The sequence below is a fragment of the Candidatus Poriferisodalis sp. genome (assembly GCF_965204195.1).
Classification (GTDB): Bacteria; Actinomycetota; Acidimicrobiia; order Acidimicrobiales; family Poriferisodalaceae; genus Poriferisodalis.
Map to the genome: position 1 here is coordinate 1471037 of NZ_OZ241975.1, position 20301 is coordinate 1491337.

A 20301-nucleotide genomic window follows, 5' to 3' on the forward strand; every position below is an offset into this window, starting at 1 on the left:
GCTAAGACGAAATTACTGATAACGTTTCGACGAATATGCAAGTAAGGGGCCGGGAAGGCGAGTTCTCCGGTATGGACGAGTTGCCGCGGCGCCTTGAGCCGGTCATTCGGCAGGCGCTGTCGAGCTTCCGGGTGGTGGTGGTCAGCGGTGCGCGCCAGGCGGGCAAGACCACGCTGGTGCGGCGGACGCTCGACGGTGCGGGCACGTTCGCCCGCTTGGACCACGAGGCGACCCTGCGGGCTGCCTTGGAAGACCCGGCGGGCTTCGCGGCGTTCGGGGACACCCCGCGGGCTATCGACGAGGTGCAGCGGGCGGGGGAGCCGCTGATACGCGCGATCAAGAGCATCGTCGACGACGACGCCGGCCGTGGGCAGTTCCTGCTCAACGGGTCGGCCGATTTTCTGACCGTGCCGAGCATCTCGGAGTCGCTGGCTGGGCGAGCGGCTCTGTTGGAGCTGTGGCCGTTCACCCAAGGCGAGCTTGGAGGGGCGCCGGACGGCTTTCTCGAAGCGGCGTTCGCCGACCCGGACCTGCTGCTCGATGCCGAGCCGTCATCGCTGGGCCTAGCGGACTACCTCGAGCGCATCTGCGCGGGCGGCTTCCCCGAACCGGCGCTGATGGCGCCGCGGATGCGCGGAGCGTGGTTTCGCGACTATGTGCGCACCGTCACCCAGCGCGACATCAAGGATCTGACCGGCGCGCGCCGCGTGCGCGAACTGCCCAAGCTGCTCGCGCTGCTGGCTGCGCGCACATCAGGCGAACTGGTCACGGCGAGCCTGCTGCGCGCCAGCGACCTGGGCAGCCGGGACACCATGGAGGCCTATCTGGGCTACCTCCAGATGACCTACCTGGTGCTGCTCGTTCCCGCTTGGTCGCGCAACCTGTCGGCCAAAATCATCCGCCGGCCCAAGGCGCACCTCACCGACAGCGGGCTTGCCGCACACTTGCTCGGCCGCGACCCCCGCTCACTGGCCCGACCCACCGACACAGCGCGGGGACAGCTCCTCGAGTCGTTCGTCGTCAACGAATTGCATCGGCAGGCGTCTTGGCTCACCGACGAAGTGCGCCTGCACCACCTGCGCGAACGCGGCGGCCCTGAAGTGGACATCGTCGCCGAATCCCTCGACGGCCGATTCGTCGCTGTCGAGGTCAAGTCCGCCCCCCAAGCAGACCGTCACGACGCCCGACATCTCCTCTGGCTGCAGGACAAGGCCCCCGACGACTTCGTGTGCGGCGTGGTGCTGCACACCGGCGCACGCGCCTACCGCCTCGACGACCGCATCCTCGCCCTGCCCGTCTCGCGCCTGTGGACGACCGACCGTCTCAGCGACACCTAGCCCCCCAGATTGCGCAAGCGTCCCAGGAAACACCAAACGCTGAATCAGACCCACGCCAGTCGGAAACCCACATCCCACCCGATATGAGTGCTACGTGGCGATAGCGTGCAGATTCATGGCAACTCAACACCGCGATAACTGAGGATTATCAGATGGATCTTGCAATCGGCGGCATACGTCGGCTCTATAAGTTCCCGTTCATTCCGGAGTTCTCATCGCTAGCGTTGCTGATGGTGGGACTCCTCACCGATTTCTTCGGTATCGCCGAGGACAAGCTGTATAGCGTTGTACTGACATCATTGACTGCCATTTTCGTCCTTCTAGTTGGACATACGATTTCAAGTAGAGTTCAACTAGCTGCTGCAACGGGACTCTCCGATCGCTTGAGTGAGGCGATCAAGAACTACCTGCATGTAACGCGTGTCGGAAGCGCAACGCAAGCTCTTGAGTACATAACTAGCCGATTGCCGAGCCTGTCGGAAGTTCGTGGCACGATGCTCAATTACGAGGGCGAGGGCGAGACGGCCGACGACAGGCTCTATGACTCGCCGCAATACGCCGACTTCGAATCTGCTATTGCGCCGGCTACGGCGCGCGGACTCCGCTGGCGCGATATCGGCGACCCAGACACAGCGAAGCGCCTTCGCAGAATACTGACCACTGCTGATGCGCAGGCGGGAAAGCGACACGGCCACAAGTATCGGTATCGGGTGATCAAGTCCGATCTGCCTCAAATGAACTTCAGTATCCTGACTTTCGAGAACGGTGATGTTGAGTTGCTGTTTAACTGGGACTATCGTGACATTGGTCAAGACCCCAAGGTATTGCTCTCTCGTGACGAAGTTATTGTCAAACTGTTTTCGATGCACTTCGAGCTGTTATGGCGCAAAGCGAGCCCAGATCACGACATCAGCGCGACAAGTTCAACTTCGCACATATAGGCAGGCGAGTTCCCTGAGATAGCAGCCTCACGCTGCCGCCAGAGGGTGAGTTCGCGCTGTAGATCCTCTGAAATGTGGTCGTGCAACCAGTCGAGACTCAATTCGTAGTACTCGGCCTCGGCATCCGAAAATGGGGCCAGCCGCCAATACAGTTCGAATTCGACGCTCTTGTTGGCAAAGGGACTCTCGTGGATGGCTCGTAACGTACGGTCCATGGAGTAATGATCGAACTGTCCGCTTGCCATTAGTGAGGCCCGAAGGGCATTCTCCAGAGAAGAGCGTTGTGATTCCGCCATGGGCCCGTACCTTATGGTCGCTCCATCGTATTGCCGGATCGCCAGCAAGGCTGACGGACTTTGGTGCCGGATACTACTCAACAACTCCAACGGGCCGGCGACAAACGATGCCATGTTGAACAAGAGAATCAGGTCTGCGTCTGGAATGCAATCGAGCTGGGCCACGAAGTCACAGTGAACTGTGCGCGTCTGTCGATTCCATTTCAGCGACCTCTCGTGGACCCTTGCCAGCGAGTCTTTATCAGAGTCCACACCGACTAATTCACAGTCTTCAGGCAGCACTTTGTTGAGGCTCGACAGCCAATCTCCGGCGCCGCAACCGAGGTCGACAACACGCTTGGGGCGATATGCGGCCAGTCGCCGCGCGAATGCTGCCCGTTCTTGCTCCTTGGCGAGATGATGCACCTTGAGCCAGTGAGGATCGCTCAGGGGTCGCCCCGTGCTGTTCCGCCATGCACGATCGGAAGCCACGATAATCCTCAGTTATCGCGGCATTTGGATGCTTCCGACGACATCTGCTCGACAGACGGCACGTTGGAGGGATACGTCCGAGACGTGGGTGTAGACCTCGGTGGTGGCGATGCTGGCGTGGCCGAGGAGGCGTTGGACGAGGCGTATGTCAACTCCGGCGTCGAGCAGGTGGGTGGCGCAGGTGTGGCGCAGCATGTGGGGTGAGACTGTTCGCTCGATTCCTGCGTTGCGGGCTGCGCGGCTGATTCGGTCGCGCAGCGCGGCAGTGGTGAGTCTGCGGCCGGCCCGGTCGACCAGTAGCGGTTCGCAGATGCGGGCACCGCGCTCGGTTAGATAGCTGTCGAGACTTGCCTGGACGCGGCCCGGAGGCAGGTAGACCACACGTTCGCGGCGCCCCTTGCCGAGCACGCGGATCGATCCCAGCGCGGGATCGACGCTGCCGATGGTGAGCGAGACGAGTTCGCCTCCTCGCATGCCGGTAGCCACCATCAGCGCCGCTGCGAGATAAGTGGTGGCGGCGGGGCTGCGCCAACCGTCGGCCCGTCGGCGGGAGCGCATGCTCTGGGCCTCGAGATGATTCAGCAGCACGGACGTGTCGTGTCGTGACAGTGCCTTGGGCAGCGTGCGTTCTCGGGCGGGCTTGATCTTGCAGCCGTCGGCCGGGTTGGTGCCGAGCCATCCTTCAGCGGCCAGCCATGAACACAGCTTGCGCACCCCGGCGATGCGTCGCCGAGCCGAGCTGCGCTTGATGCCGCATGTCAGCAGGTGTTGCGCGAAGCGGTTGAGCGCGTCCGGGTTGAGGTCGGTTGCCGACGCGCCGGGACCCAGAAATCGGTCGAGGGCGCGCACGTCAGCCACGTACGCCCGGACGCTGTGGGGCGACAGGTCGTCGCCTGAGCGCAGCGTCTCGGCGAAGCCGGGAATCGCATCTTGCAACCGCATGGAGTACCTCCTGTCAACGGGCGCAGGACTCCAGCAGCGACGCGAGGCCAGATCAAACGCGGGACTGTCGGGCGCTCTTCCGCCTGCAAGCTGGACAAGCTCGCATCTTGAGGCCGCCCCGCGGGAGCAGGGAGCGTGCTCAGGGGACGATTTTGGAGATCGGCATCTCGACGATGTCGGTTGCGCCGCGTTCGATCAGTTCGGGGATGAGCACGTTGATCGTCTGCTTCGGGGCCACCGTCTCGACCGCGTAGGCCTCGCCGCCCCACAGCTCGTTCACGGTCGGGGCCTTCATCGACGGCAGCACATCCACCACAGCGTCGAGGTGCTCACGGCCGACGTTCAGTTTCACCAGCACCTTGCCGCGCGCATCCAGCACACCGTCGAGCAGCGTCTTGATCTGCGTCATCGCTCGCCGCTTGTCCGGGTCGGCGTAGGCAGCCTGGTTGGTGAAGATCTCGGTGTAACTCGTGAGGATCTCGTCGATGATCCGCAGGCCCGCAGCGTGCAGGGCCCGGCCGGTCTCGGTGAGGTCGACCACGGCGTCGACGATCTCGGGAGCCTTTGCTTCGGTAGCGCCATAGCTCAGTCGTACGTCCGCATCCACACCACGTTCAGCGAAGAACCGTCGGGTCAACTCGGGATACTCGCTCGACACCCGTACCCCGTCTGGCAGGTCGGTGAGCGCCTGAAACTTGCTGTCGTCGGGCACCGCCACCACGATGCGCACCGGCCGTGAAGTGGCCTTCGAGTAACGCAGCTCGCCGAGCGAAACCACGTCGCTGTTTGTTTCCTCGATCCAGTCGCGCCCGGCGATGCCCAAGTCGAACAGCCCGTCAGCGACATAGGACGGGATCTCCTGGGGTCGCAGGATGCGCACGTCGTCGATGCGCGGGTCGTCGATGCTGGCGCGGTAGTCCACCGTCGAGCCCCGCCGCACCGGCAGGTCCGCATCTTCAAACAGCTGCAGGGTCGCCGCCTCCAGCGAGCCTTTGGGGAGCACGAGCTTGAGCACGGGCGGTAACGGTACCCGCGGCGGTTCACTGCGCCCTGCTGATTTTTCTCGCGCCTGATGGCAACCCGCCCGAGCCCCGAGGCCGCGGTGCCCCAAGCGCCGCGTCTATTCGGCTGTGGTCTGGCGCTTGTGGATCTCGACGTAGGCGAGGCGGATCTGCTGCAGCGCGCCTTGCAGCGTGTCGCCGGCCGGCAGCTGGTCGGCGAGGTTGTCCACCAGCAGGCCCAGCGCGTCGATTGGGAGCCGTGCCTCGGCAAGATCAGGAGGGTCACGCCGCAGATGCAATGCCGCCAGCTCGAACAGCCCCATCATGTGGTTCTGCACGATCTCGGCCGCGGGTACCGAGACGAGCTGTTCCTGGGCCTCGCGCAGCTGCTCCTGCATCGCGGCCAGCTCTTCAGGATCGAACGGCTCGCCAGTGCGCGGATCGATCGGGAGCCCGGTCTCGGGGTCGATGTCGAGTTCGCCGGCAAAGGCTCCGCCCTCTCCTTCGTCGTCGGCCGGGGAAGTGGGCGCGCTCATTGGCTCCTCGGCGCTCTCGCGAGGTACCCGGTGCTCACCCTCGGGTGTCCACAACGTGCTCATCGGCAAACTTCCCCGCTCGTGCGGCTGTGCTGGCTCTCCCCAGCGCTGTTACCCTACGGCCCCTACAACAGGAACAAGCGGGGTCTGACCCCCACCGGACCGCCCGAGGGCGCGTTCTGGTACCGGGCTCGCACAGGATGCCGCGTGGACGAGGAGCGTCCTTTGGACAAGCGAGTACGGCCATAGCACGCGCAAGTGACGGTGACGCCCGGATCAACGAGGACATCAGGGTCCGCGAGGTCCGCTTGGTCGCACCCGACGGCGAGCAGATCGGCATCAAGTCGGTTCCCGAAGCGCTGCAAATCGCCCGCAACATGGACTTGGACCTCGTCGAGGTGGCGCCCAACGCCGCCCCGCCGGTCTGCCGGATCATGGATTACGGCAAGTACAAGTACGAGGCGGCCCAGCGGGCGAAGGAATCGCGACGCAAGGCGACTCATGCCGGGCTGAAGGAGATGAAGTACCGGCCCAAGATCGGCACCGGCGACTTCGGCACCAAGACGGCCAAGGTCTGCAAGTTCCTCGAGGACGGCCACAAGGTCAAGGTCACCGTCATGTTCCGGGGACGTGAGGTCTTCCATCCCGAACTCGGCGGCCAGATCCTCGAACGGGTTGCCGAGGCGGTTGCCGATGTCGGCAAGGTCGACCAGTTTCCCCGCCTCGACGGGCGCAACATGACCATGTTGCTGAGCCCCGACCGCGTTTCACGCCAGCGTCGCAAAGCCGCAGATCCGCCCAACGACTAACGCACGGCAATACGGGGACGCGGCAATTCGGGCGTCGCGTGCGGCCCGAGGGGCTGCGTCTGCCGTGCCGCCCGAGACCACACCGACAACCCGGCAATTTCAGATGTGTCGGGCCACACAGATCGAGTCACCACTAGCAAGGCAGCAACACCATGCCCAAGATGAAATCCCACAGCGGTGCCAAGAAGCGCTTCAAGACCACCGGCTCGGGCAAGCTCGTGCGCCGCAAGCGCATGCGGAATCACCTGTTGGAGAAGAAGTCGTCGGCGCGCAAGCGACGCTTGGCACTCGAAGGCGAAGTGTCGGCGGCAGACGCCAAGCGGGTCAACCGGATGCTCGGCCGCTGAGCAGAAGCTTCGCAGACCCGATTCGCAGACGAATCATCCGCGGACACACGATCCGCAGACAAGCAAGGACAGATCAACGTGGCACGAGTCAAGCGATCCGTAGCCAGCCGCACCCGTCGCAAGGCGACGCTCGGCAAGGCGAAGGGCTACTACGGCAACAAGAGCAGGTCATTTCGGGCCGCCAATGAGCAGGTCATGCACAGCGGGCAATACGCGTTCCGCGACCGCAGGGCCCGCAAGGGCGAGTTCCGGCGCCTCTGGATCCAGCGCATCAACGCTGCTGCCCGCCAGAACGGCACCACCTACAGCCGCCTCATCCATGGGCTGGATGTTGCGGGCGTCGCCGTCGACCGCAAGAACCTGGCAGATCTCGCCGTGAGCGATCCCGCAGCATTCGCTGCGATCGCTGAGCGCGCCGAGGCCGCCCTGACTGAAGCAGCAGCCTGAGCGCACCGCCCTCAAAAGCAGCGCTGGCGCGGCTGTCGCGGCTGGTGCGCGACCGGCGCCAGCGGGATGCCTCTGGCCTGGCTGTCGTGGAAGGGCCTCGGGCGGTGGACGGAGCGCTGGCCAGCGGGGCAACGCTCGAAGCTGTGTTCGTCCGCCCGGAGTTCGTCGGCCGCTACGCGCCGGAAGGTGCGCCCGATGATCATCCCGATGCCCTGCGCTTGGGCGCCGGTTACCGGCAGCGGATCGGAGCGATCCATTCGGTGCCCGCAGACGTGCTCGACCCGCTCGCCGATGCCATGAATCCCCAAGGTGTGCTTGCCATAGCGCGCTTCGCCGACGCACCTCTCGATGAGGCGGCGACTGCAGAGCGGGTAGTTGTGCTCGAAGCAGTCCGTGACCCTGGCAACGCTGGCGCCGTCGTGCGAAGCGCTGTCGCTGCCGGGTTCGGCGCGGTCATCACCACGCACGGTTCGACCGATCTGTGGAGCCCGAAAGCGCTGCGCGGTGCAGCGGGGCTCACGTTTGGGCCGCTGGTGTGCCGCGGGCACTCGACCGCCGAGGTGCTCAGCGCGCTGTCCGATGCCGGCCACGTGCGCGTGCGAGCGACGCCCGACGGCGACGTCGGTGTGGACCGGCTGCCGAGCGCTGAACGGATGACGCTCGTGGTGGGCAACGAGGCACATGGGCCGTCGGCTGAGGCGGTCGGCGGCACCGACGTGGCTGTCTCCATTCCCATGCAACGCCCGGTTGACTCGCTCAACGTTGCCGTGGCCGCTGCCGTGCTGATGTACACGATGAGAGAAGCGGCCGGTAATTCCTGACCATTCGGCCCGGTTGCGTCGTACCCTGCCTGCCGTGAACGGCCCGGCCACCGACACCCCCGCCAGCACCCCCGCCGACGTATCGTCCGAAGCGCTGCTCGCCAGCATCGACGCTGCGCGCGGCCAGGGATTGGCCGCGGTCGCTGCCGCAGAAACCAGCGACGAGCTGGCACAAGTCGAATCAACGCTGTTCGGGCGCAAAGCTGCGCTCGGGCAGATCAAGCAAGGCTTGGGTTCGCTGCCGCCGGAACAGCGAGCCGCGGTCGGGCGAGCGCTCAACGAAGCGCAGCAGGACCTGCGAGCGGCGCACGCGGAGGCCGCCGATGAGCTGGCCGCCTCGGCACGCCGTGAGCAGTTGCAGCGCGAGTGGCTCGACCTCACCGAGACGCCGCCGGGGCCTGAGCGCGGCCACCTGCACCTGGTCACCCAGACCACCGAACGCCTCGAGGACGTGTTCGTCGGCATGGGCTTCACGGTTTCCGAAGGCCCCCAAGCCGAGACCGACTGGTACAACTTCGAGGCGCTCAACCTGCCTGCGGCGCACCCTGCGCGTTCCATGTGGGACACGCTCTACCTGGACCTCGGCGAGCGCACCGAGCTCGGCGACGGCGAGGGCGGCGAAGCGTCCAACGTGGTGCTGCGCACGCACACCTCGCCAGTGCAGATCCGGGTGATGGAAGTGCAGCCGCCGCCGATCTACACGATCTGCCCAGGGCGCGTGTTCCGGCGCGACACCGCGGATGCCAGCCATATGCCGGTCTTCCACCAGATCGAGGGTCTCGTGGTGGATCGAGGCATCGCGTTCGCTGACCTTGCGGGCACGCTCGAAGAGTTCACCTCGGCCTATTTCGGCAAGGCGATCTCGTCGCGGCTGCGCCCTTCGTACTTCCCGTTCACCGAGCCGTCCGCGGAGTTCGACATCACCTGCGTGATCTGCGAGGGCGCCGGCTGCCAGACCTGCCAGCGCACGGGCTGGATCGAGCTGGGCGGTTGCGGCATGGTGCATCCCAATGTGCTCGCGAACTGCGGCATCGATTTCGAGGAATGGACGGGCTTTGCCTTCGGCTTCGGCATCGACCGTCTCGCGTTGATGCGCCACGGCATCGACGACCTGCGCGACATGTACACCAACGACATCCGCTTCCTCAGCCAGTTCTGATGCCCGCAGACCTGCTTGGGCGAGGGGGACAGCCCCGATGAAGGTGCTGCTGAGCTGGCTGCGCGAGTTCGCGCCCATCGAGGGCGACCCCGCTGAGCTGGCCGATCACTTGAGCGACCTCGGCATGGCTGTCGAGGAGATGCGCATGCTGCCGTCGCTCGACGGTGTCGTCGTTGCCCGCGTGGCCGGCTTGCGGCCTCACCCGGAGGCCGACCGCATCCAGCTGGTGGACATCGAGTTGCCCGGTGCCGCGGGTGAGGGAACGGGCGGCGCGCTGCAGGTGTGCTGCGGCGCGTTCAACATGTCGGTCGGCGACTTGGTGCCGTTCGCCACCGTCGGCACGACCATGCCGGGCGGCCTCGTCATCGGTGAGCGCCGCATGCGCGGTCAGCTCTCTCAGGGCATGTGCTGCTCCGCCGCGGAACTTGAGCTGGGAGCCGATGCCGAGGGCATCATGATCCTGCCTAGCGAATTTGAACTCGGCGCTCCGCTCATGTCGCAGCTCGGCCTCGCCGGTGACGTGCTGTACGACCTGGAGGTGAACCCGAACCGTCCTGACGCAATGTCGGTGGCCGGCGTGGCCCGTGACCTGGCCGCGCGGCTCGACGTGCCCTTCCGGATTCCTGTGCCGGTCGTCAGCGAGACCGGCGAGGACGTCTCGACAGTGGCATCGGTGGAGATCATCGACGCTGATCTTTGCGGTCGGTTCGGTGTGCGCGTCATCCGGGACGTGTCGATCGGCCAGTCGCCGCTGTGGATGCAGGCCCGGCTGACGCTGTGCGGGATGCGTCCGATCAACTCCGTGGTGGACGTCTCGAACTACGTGATGCTGGAGCTGGGCACGCCGAACCACACGTACGACCTGGCGCTTGTGCCCGGCGGTCACCTGGGGACGAGGCGCTCGGCGGGTGGAGAGCGTCTCGTCACGCTCGACGGCAGCGAACGCGAGATGCTCCGGGGCGATGGCCTGATCGTCGACCGCGACGACCGGCCCATCGGCATCTCGGGTGTGATGGGCGGCGAGAACACCGAGATCGGCGACAGCACCACGGCGGTGCTGCTCGAGCTCGCATGGTGGGATCGCCTGTCCATCAGCCGCACCTCCCAGCGGCTTGGCCTGCGTTCAGAAGCCTCGATGCGCTTCGAGCGCGGCACCGACCATGAGCTCGTACCGATCGCATTGGACCGGTTCTGCGAACTGCTGGACCGGGTGACCCCCGGCGGCGTGTCGGTGTGCAGCGGCCGGCTTGACGGCCGCGGCGATCTGCCCCCGACCACCCGCGTCCGTGTGCGCCCGGCCCGCATGAGCCACCTGCTGGGGCGGCGATTCAGCTCCGATGAGCTGCGTGGCCTGCTCGATCCCATCGGTCTGCAGTGCACTGAGTCTGATGACGCCGCTCCACGCGGCGCTGAGCCCGATGACGGGGCGCTGGAAGTGACCATTCCCAGTTTCCGACCGGACGTGGTCACTGAGACTGACGTAGCCGAGGAGGTTGCCCGCCACTATGGGTACCAGCGACTGGGCCGCACCGTCCCGCGTTCACCCGAGCCGGGTCGACTGACGCCGGCCCAACGATTGCGTCGCGACCTGCGGCGTGTGCTGGTGGGGGCGGGCCTGTCCGAAGCCATGCCTAACCCGTTCCTGGCTCCCGATGCCGTGCGCCGGGCCGGGATCGACGGCGCAGATCCAGTACGACTCCTGAACCCGCTCGCGACCGAGGAATCCGTCCTTCGACCGTCGCTGCTCCCGGGCCTGATTGCCGCAGCTGCGTACAACTCCTCCCATCGCAACGACTCCGTGTCGCTGTTCGAGATCGGTGTGGTGTTCGGCCCCCCGCCGGCGGGAGACGCCGACACAGCCGCTGCAGACACGTCTGCCGCAGCGGTGCTGCCCACCGAGACAGAACACCTCGGCGCCATCTGGGCGGACGGCGAAGCGGCCGACGCAGTGCATCTGACCGAGCTCATCGCGACGGCATTCGGTCTCCGCCTCTCGCTCACGAACGCGAACGACCTTGACGGCATGCACCCTGTGCGCGCCGCTCAGGTGTTGCTGGACGGGCAGGCTGTCGGCGTTGTAGGCGAGGTCGACCCGGTGGTCTGCGAACGCCACGGTTTCTTGCAACGCTGCGCCTGGCTCCAGGTGAACGTGGAGCCCCTGCTCGCGGCGGCATCCGCCGCCGCCGAGCGGCCCTACCGACTGGTCTCCACCTACCCGTCCAGCGACATCGATTTGGCATTCGCCGTACCGGACGGCGTCCAAGCCTCACAGGTGCGCAGCACGCTGCTCGCTTCAGGCGGCGACGAACTGCGCTCGGTCGACCTCTTCGACATCTACCGAGGCGATCAGATGGACCCAGGCACGCGCTCGCTGGCCTATCGCCTGCGGCTGCAGGCCGACGATCGCACGCTCACCGACGAGCAGGTAGCCGACATCCGCCAGCGCTGCATCGACGCCGTGGAGCACGCCCACAGCGCAGTGCTGCGCTGAGGCATCGAATGCACCGGATCGCTCCCGTCGAGTGTTGACGGATCGGCCTCAATAGCCCAGGTCGAGGTACACGGGGCCGATCAGTGGCTCGCCCGCAGCCCGCAGTGCCACGTTGGCGGTGACCCGCTCGGCCAGCAGCACGAGGCCCATCTCGGGCGTGTTGCCGATATGGGGCGTGATGAGGCAGTTCGGCAGGCTCCACAGCGGGTGGCCGTCAGGGAGTGGTTCGGGGTCGGTGACATCCAGAGCGGCGCCTCCGATCTGGCCGGCCCGCAGCGCTTCGACGAGATCTTCCGTGACAATGTGCCCGCCGCGGGCCACGTTCACGATCCAGGCGTGATCGGGCAGCGCCGCCAGCTCGGCCGCGCCGATGATGCCTGCAGTGTCGGGCGTCAGCGCCAGTGCGAGGAACAGCACATCGGTTCCCGGCAGTACCTGTGTCAACTCATCCGGTCCGACGACGCGTGCGGCTCCCGCTGTGTCGCTTGACGCCGCTCCGTGCGGCGCTGAGAGCATGGGGCGGTTGCGTACCACGGTCACCTCGCAGCCGAACGGTGCGAGCAGGCGCAGCAGCGAGTCGGTGATGCCGCCGCCGCCCAGCACGGTCACCGACGCGCCGAGCAGGTTGCGGCCCTCGGGGGCTGTCCAATCTGTCGCGCGGGCGTAGGTGGCCATGCCCCGTATGCCGGCCAGTGCCAGCATCAGCGCGTGCTCGGCGACGGGCTCCGCGTACACGCCCTTGCCGCAATACCACTCGACGGCAGGCCGGGCGGTCACGATGTCGACGACCGGTTCGATGCCCGCGTAGGGCAGCTGCACCCACTCAATGGCGGGATTGGCATCGACCAGTTCCCCGATCAGGTGGGCCTGGGTGGGCTCGGCCCACACGAGCGCCGATGCGCCGTCCGGTGTGCTGACCGTGCCCCCGCCCCGCACCACCGCTTCGGCCAGCACGGGGCGCCTCCAGCAGTCGGGCTCGACGGCTACCAGCACGCTCATCGGCGAGCGCTCAGCGGCCGGCGGCCATGACGCCGCCGTCGGGGAAGATGATCTCGCCGGTCACGAAGCTGGCGTCGTCGCTGCACAGGTACAGGCAGGCGTTGGCGATGTCATCGGGTTCGCCGAGCCGCCCGAGCGGCGTCTCGCGCTCGCGCGCCTGCACCCACCGCTCGTTGCCCAGCACAGCGCCGCTCATGGATGTCTGGATGTATCCGGGACCCACGGCGTTGACGCGGATGTTGTACCGACTGAGCTCGAGGGCAGCGCAGCGAGTGAGCATCCAGACGCCAGCCTTTGACACGCAGTAGTCCGAACTGCCCTTGAGCACATTGGTGCCGGCAATCGACGAGATGTTGACGATGGCGCCCCCGCCGTTGTCGCGCATCTTGCGAGCCACGGCCTGGTTCGTGAGCATCACGCCGGTCAGGTTCACATCGAGCACGCGCTGCCATGATTCCAGTGACTTGTCGATGAAGAACATGTCGCCGCGATCGAAGCGGTCATGTCCAGCCTGGTCTTCGATCTCGCGGCTCACATAGCCCGAGTGAGAGATCCCTGCTGCTGCCACGCACGCGTCGATGCGTCCGAATGCATCGACGGCCGCATCAGCCATCGCGTCGTTCTGCTCCTGCTGCGAAGTGTCCACCCGCACGGCGATGGCATCGCGGCCGAGCGCGTTGATCTCCTCGACGACGTTTGCCGCCCGGTCGGGGTTCAGATCGGCCACCACGATCGACGCCCCCTCGGACGCAAAGCGCAGCCCGCAGGCTCGCCCGATGCCCGACGCCCCGCCGGTGATCACCGCCACCTTGCCCGCCATCCGACCCGCTGTGTCGCTTGACGCCGCTCCATGCGGTGCTGTGCTTCCTGATGTCATAGCCCCTCCGCGTGCACTCGAGTGATCAGCAACGCTGACCGTGCAAGATCATGCCCCACAGGTGCGGCTCGAGTCGGTTGAAGCTGTTGATCAACCCGGTTTGCTGACCCGGGCCTTCAGGTTCTCGCGCCGCCCGCGGATGAGCCGCCACGTGACCCGCTCATGCTTCGGCGAGATGCCCATGGCCTGGCGGATGATGCGTTCGTCGACATCATCAGGTGCCGGGGAGAATCCGATCTCGGTGGCCATCCGGACCCCGTTGCGGGCAAAGAACGACGACGCGATGCGCTCGAATTGGGCCAGCACCTCCATCTCGGGCTCGAGTTCGCCGGTCACCGAGCACAGGTAGGCGAAATTCTTGATGAACAGCATCAGTTCCTTGGGAATGCGCGCACCGTTCGCCAGCAGTCCCGAGATGAGGGCCCGGAACTCGGCGGTGAACTCGTCCTCGGTGAGCTCGAGGGGGTCGAAACCGGGTCGGTCGAGGCGCAGATCTTCGATGACTCGCTCGGGGTTGCTGCCAGGTCCAAAGGCACCCAGATCGATCATGCCGGCGATCTGCGACTGCAGGTCGCCCGTCAGCAGTCCGACCACATAGCGCAGGAATGCAACCCGCTTGGGTCCTTCGAGCCGGCCTGTGATGCCGAAGTCGACCAGCCCGATCACCGGCGGCTGGCCCGGCGGCGTGCCTTCGGTGTCGATGAACACGTTGCCGGCGTGAAAGTCGCCGTGGAAAACGCCGGTCATGCACGCACCGTGCAGCAGGGCATCGTTCATCTGGCGGAAGATGGCAGCAGCTTCGCCGTCGGCCAGGTCATCCGAACGCAACTCGCTCAGCGGCCGGCCTGCTACCGGGCTCATCACGATCACTCGCTCGGTCACACCGTCGAGCACCGGCTCGGGCACCTGCCAGCGGCCGCTGGTGGTGGCTCGCAGCGCCCTGTCGACTTCGAAGAGGTTTGCCACCTCGACTCGGAAATCGAGCTCTTCGGTGATGGTCTCTGCGAACAGCTCCACGAGCGCCGGCGGGTTGGCCAGTGCAGCGATCGGGATGCGGCCCACCAGCTTGGGCGCGATCCACGCCAGTACTGCCAGGTCGCGCTCGACGCGCCGTCGGATACCAGGCCGCTGCACCTTCACCATGACTGGTGTGCCTTCCGGCAGCCGCGCCGCGTGCACCTGCGCTATCGATGCGGCAGCCGTCGCCTCGGTGTCGAATTCGGAGAACCGCGAATCGATATCGCCGAGCTCCGCTCCGACGACGTCGCGGATCGCGGTCCATGGCTCGGCAGGTACTTGGTCGCGGCACAGGCGGCACTCGGCCACCAGTGCATCGGGGAAGACCCCCTCGCCGGCCGCGATCAGCTGTGCCAGCTTGATGTACGCAGGGCCGAGCTTGGTGGCCGCCAGCCGCAGCCGCCGGTAGATCCGCTCCCGTCGCTCGTCGGAATCGAGTCGCCGGTCCAGCAGTCGTCCGGCGTAGACGGCCCAGCCGATACGAGCCGCCGTGACTGCGAGGCGAAATACAGGCGGGAACTTCGGGCGCGCGATCAGTTCGGGCACGCTGTCGTGGATCGCCCGGCGAATCGGGGCAATCGATGCGAGATAGCGGTCGCGCTCAGCGGATGTTCCGAGATCTGTCCGGGCATCGGCGGGCGGCAGCGTCCCGGCCGGAACGCGTTCGGCCAGCGGTGGCGCATTCAATCGCAGGTGCATGCGAGACGGTCCCCAGATGCCCAACGAGAGCGGCTTCCACTGCACGGGCTCGCTGAGCTCGAAGCTCTCGACATGCTCGACGAAGATGCGCAGCGCTTCCTGCAACTCCGCCCGCGCCAGGAATGCTCCCAAGCAGTGGTGTGCGCCGCTGCCGAATGCGAGATGCGGATGCTCTCGCGGGAGCGTCGCATCGAAGTCATACGGGTCGAAGCCGTGTCCGTCTGGGTGACCTTCGTGTGCGACTTCCTCACCGTTGCGCGACGACGCCGCGGCATCGGTTGCCGCATGAGCCGGACAACCGCCGCTGAGGCTGGCGGCGTGCAGGCCGATCATCACGACGGTGCCCGCGGGGAACAGCAGATCGTTCACGACGACATCGGTGGTGGCGATCCGCATCGCCGTGCGCACAGCCCCGATGTAGCGCAGCGATTCCTCCACGTAGGCCGGGATCCGATCCGGATCGGCACGCAGCGCTGCGTACTGCTCCGGCCGGTCGGTCAGCACCGCCAAGGTGGCACCGAGTTGGTTGCGCGTGGTGTCGGTGCCAGCGATGAGCAATGCCTCGACCATGCCGATGAGCTCGTCTTCGCTCAGGCGGTCGCCCTCGTCAGACACGCCAATCAGCTCAGTGAGCAGATCGTCGGCCGGCTCGGCCCGCCGGCGCTCGATCAGGTCGACCACGTATGCGCCGAGTTCGGCCTGGGCTGTCGCGATGTCGCCGAGCCTGCTCACGACGGCCTCGGCGTCGCCGTCGAAGAGCCCGAAGATGGTCTCGGCCCATCGGCCGAACCGGCCCCAGTCGTCGTCGGTCACGCCCAGCAGGCGGCAGATGACCGGCACCGGATAGGGGTCGCACAGCTCCGAGACGATCTCGCCCCCGCCGCCGGCCAACAGCGGTTCGAGCAGTCTCGTCGCGTGCGTGGCCATGAAGGGTCGCAGCCGGTCTGCAGCGGCAGGCGTGAAGGCACGACCGAAGAGCCGTCTCAGGCGGCGGTGATCGTCGCCTTCGAGCGACAGCACATTGGGCCGGGCGCGCATGGCCTCGCCGCCGGTGCTCACAGGCGCGTCCCGGCGAGCGCGAGCCATCAGCGCGTTGAAGTTCACCGTCGTGCGCCGCGCGCTGTCCGCCCCGCCGCTGCCACGCCCTATGCCGTCGGATCCTCCGCCGTCGAGCCCAGTGCCGTCGAGCATGGCGACGCCCGCGAGCATCGAGATCCACGCGGGATCGCGCAGGATCGTTCGGGCCTCGTCGTAGCCATGGACGAACAACCCGAACGGAGTGCGCACGACCCAGTCGCCGGTGCGGCTGAGTTCCCGGCTCATTGCCACCAGATCGGCAAACTCGCCGATCGCGAAGTCGGCGAAGGGAACGGCTCCTTCGTCGTCGACCGAGCGCGCCGATGCTCGCTGCGATCCGGGCGCTGTCGCAGTGCTGCTCACAACCCCTATCTCATCACGCACGCCGCCGCGTTCCACCGCGGACTGCGTCGGCGCTGGCCGGCCGTCACGACAGACTGACGCCGTGCAGCAATTCCGCCGCTTGATGGCGCTGAGCGTCGTTGCGGTGGTCTTGGTGGGTTGCTCGGTGCAGGAATCCACCCGCAGCGGCGGTCTCATCGCTCCAACCGGCCCCGCCGTGACCGCTGCGTCGCCTGCGCCGACGGTCGCGACAGTGGCTGGCCAGCCGACTGGCGAGCCCGCCGTGTCGGCCTCGGGGCCCGCCGAGCCAGCGGCTGAGCAGAGCACTGAGACCAGCGCCCCTGCCGTCGTCGCGCCCGAGACGCTTGTTTTGCCGACTGAACCCGATCCGGCTGCGGGCGCTCAAAAGGTGCTCGCCTCGGCCGATCCGCCAGCGGGATTCGGCGAAGGCCTGCTGGGCGTGACCGGTCCGGGAGGCACGCAGCTATGGCCGGTCATCATCGCGGACACCCCGCAATCCCGCCAGCGCGGGCTCATGGGCGTGACCGACTTCGCAGCGCTCGGGGGCTATGCCGCAATGGTGTTCATCTTCGAAGGGGACACCTCGGGTGCATTCTGGATGCGCGACACACCGCTGCCGCTGCGAATCACATTCGTCGGCGCAAGCGGTTCTGTGGTTTCGGCCAGCGACATGGTGCCGTGCCTGCCGCCGACGCCCTCGGGCGACTGCGAGCGCTATCACCCCGACGGGCCGTACCGCATCGCGATTGAGCACCCGCTCGGCATTGCCTTCGACATCGGCCTCGCTGCCGCCGAATTCGTCGAGGTGACCGTCGAGTAGTGCCGCTGCGCGTGCCGGCGGCGCAGAGCAAGGAAGCTGCATTGCACCGCTGCCAACTACGCTTCGGGCCGCAGCCGCTCGAAGCGGCGCCGCGACGCTGTCACAACAGGAGTTGAGCCAGGACCATGCTGAGATTTGCCGAGGAAATTCTGCTCCTGCTGCTGCGAGACGACGACGGCAAGCTGATCCATGTGCCCGAGCGGACGCTCGACCGGGTGATTGCCGGCTCAGTGCTCATGGATCTGGCGATGGAGAACCGGATCGACACCGACCTCGAGAAGCTCATGCTGATCGACTCCACGCCGATCGGCGACGGCCTGCTCGATCCCACGCTGGCCCAGATCGCCGCTCAGCAGGCCGAGAGCGATTCGCGCTACTGGGTGGAGTTCGTGGCCTCGCGGGCCGAAGGCATCCGCGAAGAGGCATTCGCCCGTCTCGTCGACAAGGGCATCCTTGAACGCAAGGACGACCGCCACCTGTGGGTATTCCGGTCTCGCCGCTACCCGATGGTCGACGGCAAGGCCGAGCGCGAAGTGAAGCTGCGCATCATGGGCGTGCTGTTCAGCGACGAGATCCCCAGTCCGCGTGACATCGTGATCATCGCGCTGGTAGATGCGTGCGGCATTTTCGGCGAACTGCTCTCCAAGGCCGAGCTCGAGCAGGCCACGCCCCGCATCGAGCAGGTGCGCAAGCTGGACCTGATCGGGCAAGCCATGACGCAAGCCATCCGCGACATCGAGATGTGGCTGGCCAGTTCCACGGTCAGCCGCTTCATGCTCTGAGCGGATCCGCGCCGCCCGCTTGATGCGGGAGCCAGATCGGTCGCTCAGTCCTCGAGGGTTTCGCTGCCGCGGTACATGGCCTGCCGGCGGACGCCGCTGATGTAGGTCTGCACGGCATCGTCCGCGGGCGTGCGCTCCGGGTCCCAGCGCCCCCAGTGGATGAGCTGCTCGAGCGGGTGGCGGTAGCGAGACTCTGCACGCCGGTGCGGCCAGCCGATGGGAATGGTGGCGATCGGCACCAGCGGCTCTGGCACGCCGAGCAGCTCGCGCAACTCCCGAGCAGTGGTGTCCTCGCCGCCGCCGCTCAGCCACGCTGTCGTCAAGCCGTACGCGGCAGCTGCCAAGTGCATGTTCTGCGCGGCGGCGCCCACGGATGCCAGCAGGATCTTCTCGTTGTTGGCGGCGTACTCGTCGCGCCAGCTGTCGTGGTCGCTGACCGGGTACGAGTCGACCCAGCGGGGATCGCAGAACAGCAGCACGATGGCCAGCGAGTTGTGCAGCCAGTGCTTCTTGTGCACGTGCGGGAATCCCCGGCAGTGCGCGACCAACCGGTCGGCCTGTCGCACGAACACGTCAGACACAGCGAGCATGTCGGCCCGATCCGCGGCGACCACGAAGTGCCACGGCTGCGTATTCGCGCCCGACGGCGCCCAGCGCCCGGCCTCGCAGATGCCACGCAGGACCTCGGTGGGCAGCGGCTCAGGCGGCGGCTCGAAGCTGCGCACCGACCGGCGCAGCCGCAAGACCTCCATGAGCGCATCGAAGCGCGGAGCCGTCAGGTCGTCATTGCTCGGCACATCCTCCGCCATGCCCGCAACCTACTTGCGGGCCCGATGCGCACCGCCGTTGCCGGCCGTGAACGGCGCGTGGATGTGCCCCTTCTAGAGTCGCGATATGGCGGCAGACCCGATTGAACCGGAGCAGCTTCCGGTCGAAGAGCTCGACGCCGCATATGCGGCGATCATGCGCGAGACAGTGGCGACTGGGGTGGCGCCTCACTATGCGGAACTTGCTCGCACGCTGGGCATCGAGCCGGTGCGTGCCAAGGCACTCGTGAGGCGGGTCATCGATCTCACTCCGGGCTGGCTGCACCCGGGCACCGACTACATCGCGTCGTTCCCGCCGTTCAACAATCAGCCCACCCAGTACCGAGTAAGCGTCGACGGCGAGCAGCGCTGGTTCGCGCAGTGCGCCTTCGAAGCGCTGGCGATCCGCTGGCTTGTTCCGGGCCAGACCGTCACGGTGGATGCGCCGTGCCTGTTGGGCGGCGATCCCTTGCGCATCGAGATGCGAGACGAAGAGATCCTCTCGATGGACCCGCCCGAGATGGTCGGCTACACCCGCAGCGTGGTCGGCGGCGATGTCGCCACCCGACCCTTCCGCTGAGCGGGCATGAATCTCTTCCGGTCGGAAGAGGACGCCCGCAACTGGGAGGAATACGACCCCGCCATGGCGCACTTGGTGCGACCCGTCGAATGGTGGGCCGACACGTTCTCAGCGCCGATGTTCCGGGAGCGTGGCCGGAGCGACTTCATCTCATGGGTCACGGGCCCCGATGCCGCCGGCACCTTCGCCGAGCTGCGCGAACGGATGGCGCCGCCACGAGCGGATGTACAGGCAACCACTGCTGCCGTCGCCGCGCTGGTGCGGGTGGACCTGTCGGTGCTCGAAGGCGCCTCGCCGCATGACCGCAGCGTCGAGCAGCAGCTCATGGGCGCATGGCCTGCCACGGTGCCCGTCGGGATCGCTCGACATTGGCGCGACGCCGCGAAGGCGATGATCGTGGCGATTCCCGCCGATCCGTTGCCTGATGCCGACCCGCAGGCGTGGATTGACACCCGGAGGTCGGCGGTGCGCGATGTGCAGGCCGCCACCGGCTGGCTCGCTCGGGCAGACCTCGCCGCCGGAGACGCGCGCATGGCCGAGCGGCTGCGCCAGATGGGCTGGCAGGGAGATACGGCCGAGCAGCCTGCCTGGACGGCCATGGAACAATCCGCCCGAGCGATCCTCAAGTGCCAAGCGCTGCGAGACCTGGCCTAGCGACTGAACCGGCAGCTGCAGCGGTGAGC

At 66.7% G+C, this 20301-nt stretch carries 20 protein-coding genes; 12 read left to right on the forward strand and 8 right to left on the reverse strand.

Annotation, left to right across the window (positions count from 1 at the left end):
* Positions 1-35: 35 nt before the first annotated feature.
* Complete coding sequence (locus ACOGI8_RS06535; protein ID WP_419856068.1) at positions 36-1337, forward strand: ATP-binding protein; 1302 nt, start codon at positions 36-38, stop codon at positions 1335-1337.
* A gap of 152 nt (positions 1338-1489) precedes the next feature.
* Positions 1490-2278, forward strand: coding sequence for a hypothetical protein (locus ACOGI8_RS06540; RefSeq protein ID WP_419856069.1), 789 nt, complete (start codon positions 1490-1492; stop codon positions 2276-2278).
* Here ACOGI8_RS06540 and ACOGI8_RS06545 read toward each other — a convergent pair.
* From ACOGI8_RS06545 to ACOGI8_RS06560, 4 genes are all read right to left on the reverse strand, one after another.
* Positions 2239-3045: a class I SAM-dependent methyltransferase gene (locus tag ACOGI8_RS06545; protein ID WP_419856070.1), complete on the reverse strand. Its 807-nt coding sequence runs from the start codon at positions 3043-3045 to the stop codon at positions 2239-2241. The two genes, ACOGI8_RS06540 and ACOGI8_RS06545, sit on opposite strands and share 40 nt — an antisense overlap.
* Positions 3046-3057: 12 nt before the next feature.
* Entirely contained in the window at positions 3058-3987 is a 930-nt protein-coding gene (locus ACOGI8_RS06550) for a tyrosine-type recombinase/integrase (RefSeq protein ID WP_419856071.1), read from the reverse strand.
* 139 nt (positions 3988-4126) lie between these two features.
* A complete protein-coding gene (hisG, locus tag ACOGI8_RS06555) occupies positions 4127-5002 on the reverse strand; it encodes an ATP phosphoribosyltransferase (protein WP_419856072.1) in 876 nt (291 codons plus the stop codon).
* Positions 5003-5107: 105 nt separating this feature from the next.
* On the reverse strand, positions 5108-5587 hold the full coding sequence (locus ACOGI8_RS06560; protein ID WP_419856073.1) for a hypothetical protein: 480 nt from the start codon (positions 5585-5587) through the stop codon (positions 5108-5110).
* A gap of 137 nt (positions 5588-5724) precedes the next feature.
* Between ACOGI8_RS06560 and infC the strand changes: the two genes are divergently transcribed.
* From infC to pheT, 6 genes are all read left to right on the forward strand, one after another.
* On the forward strand, positions 5725-6333 hold the full coding sequence (gene infC / locus ACOGI8_RS06565; RefSeq protein WP_419856074.1) for a translation initiation factor IF-3: 609 nt from the start codon (positions 5725-5727) through the stop codon (positions 6331-6333).
* Positions 6334-6485: 152 nt separating this feature from the next.
* Entirely contained in the window at positions 6486-6680 is a 195-nt protein-coding gene (rpmI, locus tag ACOGI8_RS06570) for a 50S ribosomal protein L35 (protein WP_419856075.1), read from the forward strand.
* A gap of 78 nt (positions 6681-6758) precedes the next feature.
* On the forward strand, positions 6759-7127 hold the full coding sequence (rplT, locus tag ACOGI8_RS06575) for a 50S ribosomal protein L20 (RefSeq protein WP_419856076.1): 369 nt from the start codon (positions 6759-6761) through the stop codon (positions 7125-7127).
* 44 nt (positions 7128-7171) lie between these two features.
* Positions 7172-7948: a TrmH family RNA methyltransferase gene (locus ACOGI8_RS06580; RefSeq protein WP_419856077.1), complete on the forward strand. Its 777-nt coding sequence runs from the start codon at positions 7172-7174 to the stop codon at positions 7946-7948.
* Positions 7949-8054: 106 nt separating this feature from the next.
* Positions 8055-9107, forward strand: coding sequence for a phenylalanine--tRNA ligase subunit alpha (gene pheS / locus ACOGI8_RS06585; RefSeq protein ID WP_419856374.1), 1053 nt, complete (start codon positions 8055-8057; stop codon positions 9105-9107).
* 37 nt (positions 9108-9144) lie between these two features.
* Positions 9145-11598, forward strand: coding sequence for a phenylalanine--tRNA ligase subunit beta (gene pheT, locus ACOGI8_RS06590; protein ID WP_419856078.1), 2454 nt, complete (start codon positions 9145-9147; stop codon positions 11596-11598).
* Positions 11599-11646: 48 nt separating this feature from the next.
* Here the strand turns inward: pheT and ACOGI8_RS06595 are convergent, their stop codons facing one another.
* The 3 genes from ACOGI8_RS06595 to ACOGI8_RS06605 form a co-directional block, all read right to left on the reverse strand.
* Entirely contained in the window at positions 11647-12597 is a 951-nt protein-coding gene (locus tag ACOGI8_RS06595) for a D-isomer specific 2-hydroxyacid dehydrogenase family protein (RefSeq protein WP_419856079.1), read from the reverse strand.
* Between the two features lie 10 nt (positions 12598-12607).
* On the reverse strand, positions 12608-13474 hold the full coding sequence (locus ACOGI8_RS06600) for an SDR family NAD(P)-dependent oxidoreductase (protein ID WP_419856080.1): 867 nt from the start codon (positions 13472-13474) through the stop codon (positions 12608-12610).
* 90 nt (positions 13475-13564) lie between these two features.
* Complete coding sequence (locus ACOGI8_RS06605) at positions 13565-16630, reverse strand: cytochrome P450 (RefSeq protein ID WP_419856081.1); 3066 nt, start codon at positions 16628-16630, stop codon at positions 13565-13567.
* A gap of 82 nt (positions 16631-16712) precedes the next feature.
* On the opposite strand from ACOGI8_RS06605, the gene ACOGI8_RS06610 reads away from it, so the two are divergent.
* Together ACOGI8_RS06610 and ACOGI8_RS06615 are read left to right on the forward strand one after the other, a co-directional pair.
* Positions 16713-17450 (forward strand): DUF192 domain-containing protein, encoded by a 738-nt coding sequence (locus ACOGI8_RS06610; protein ID WP_419856082.1) that lies wholly within the window; start codon positions 16713-16715, stop codon positions 17448-17450.
* Between the two features lie 125 nt (positions 17451-17575).
* Complete coding sequence (locus ACOGI8_RS06615) at positions 17576-18232, forward strand: GOLPH3/VPS74 family protein (RefSeq protein WP_419856083.1); 657 nt, start codon at positions 17576-17578, stop codon at positions 18230-18232.
* A 44-nt stretch (positions 18233-18276) separates the two neighbouring features.
* Here ACOGI8_RS06615 and ACOGI8_RS06620 read toward each other — a convergent pair whose 3' ends face one another.
* Complete coding sequence (locus ACOGI8_RS06620; protein ID WP_419856084.1) at positions 18277-19041, reverse strand: nitroreductase family protein; 765 nt, start codon at positions 19039-19041, stop codon at positions 18277-18279.
* A gap of 85 nt (positions 19042-19126) precedes the next feature.
* Between ACOGI8_RS06620 and merB the strand changes: the two genes are divergently transcribed.
* Positions 19127-19618: an organomercurial lyase gene (gene merB / locus ACOGI8_RS06625; protein WP_419856085.1), complete on the forward strand. Its 492-nt coding sequence runs from the start codon at positions 19127-19129 to the stop codon at positions 19616-19618.
* 6 nt (positions 19619-19624) lie between these two features.
* A complete protein-coding gene (locus tag ACOGI8_RS06630; RefSeq protein ID WP_419856086.1) occupies positions 19625-20272 on the forward strand; it encodes a hypothetical protein in 648 nt (215 codons plus the stop codon).
* The last annotated feature ends 29 nt before the right edge of the window (positions 20273-20301 follow it).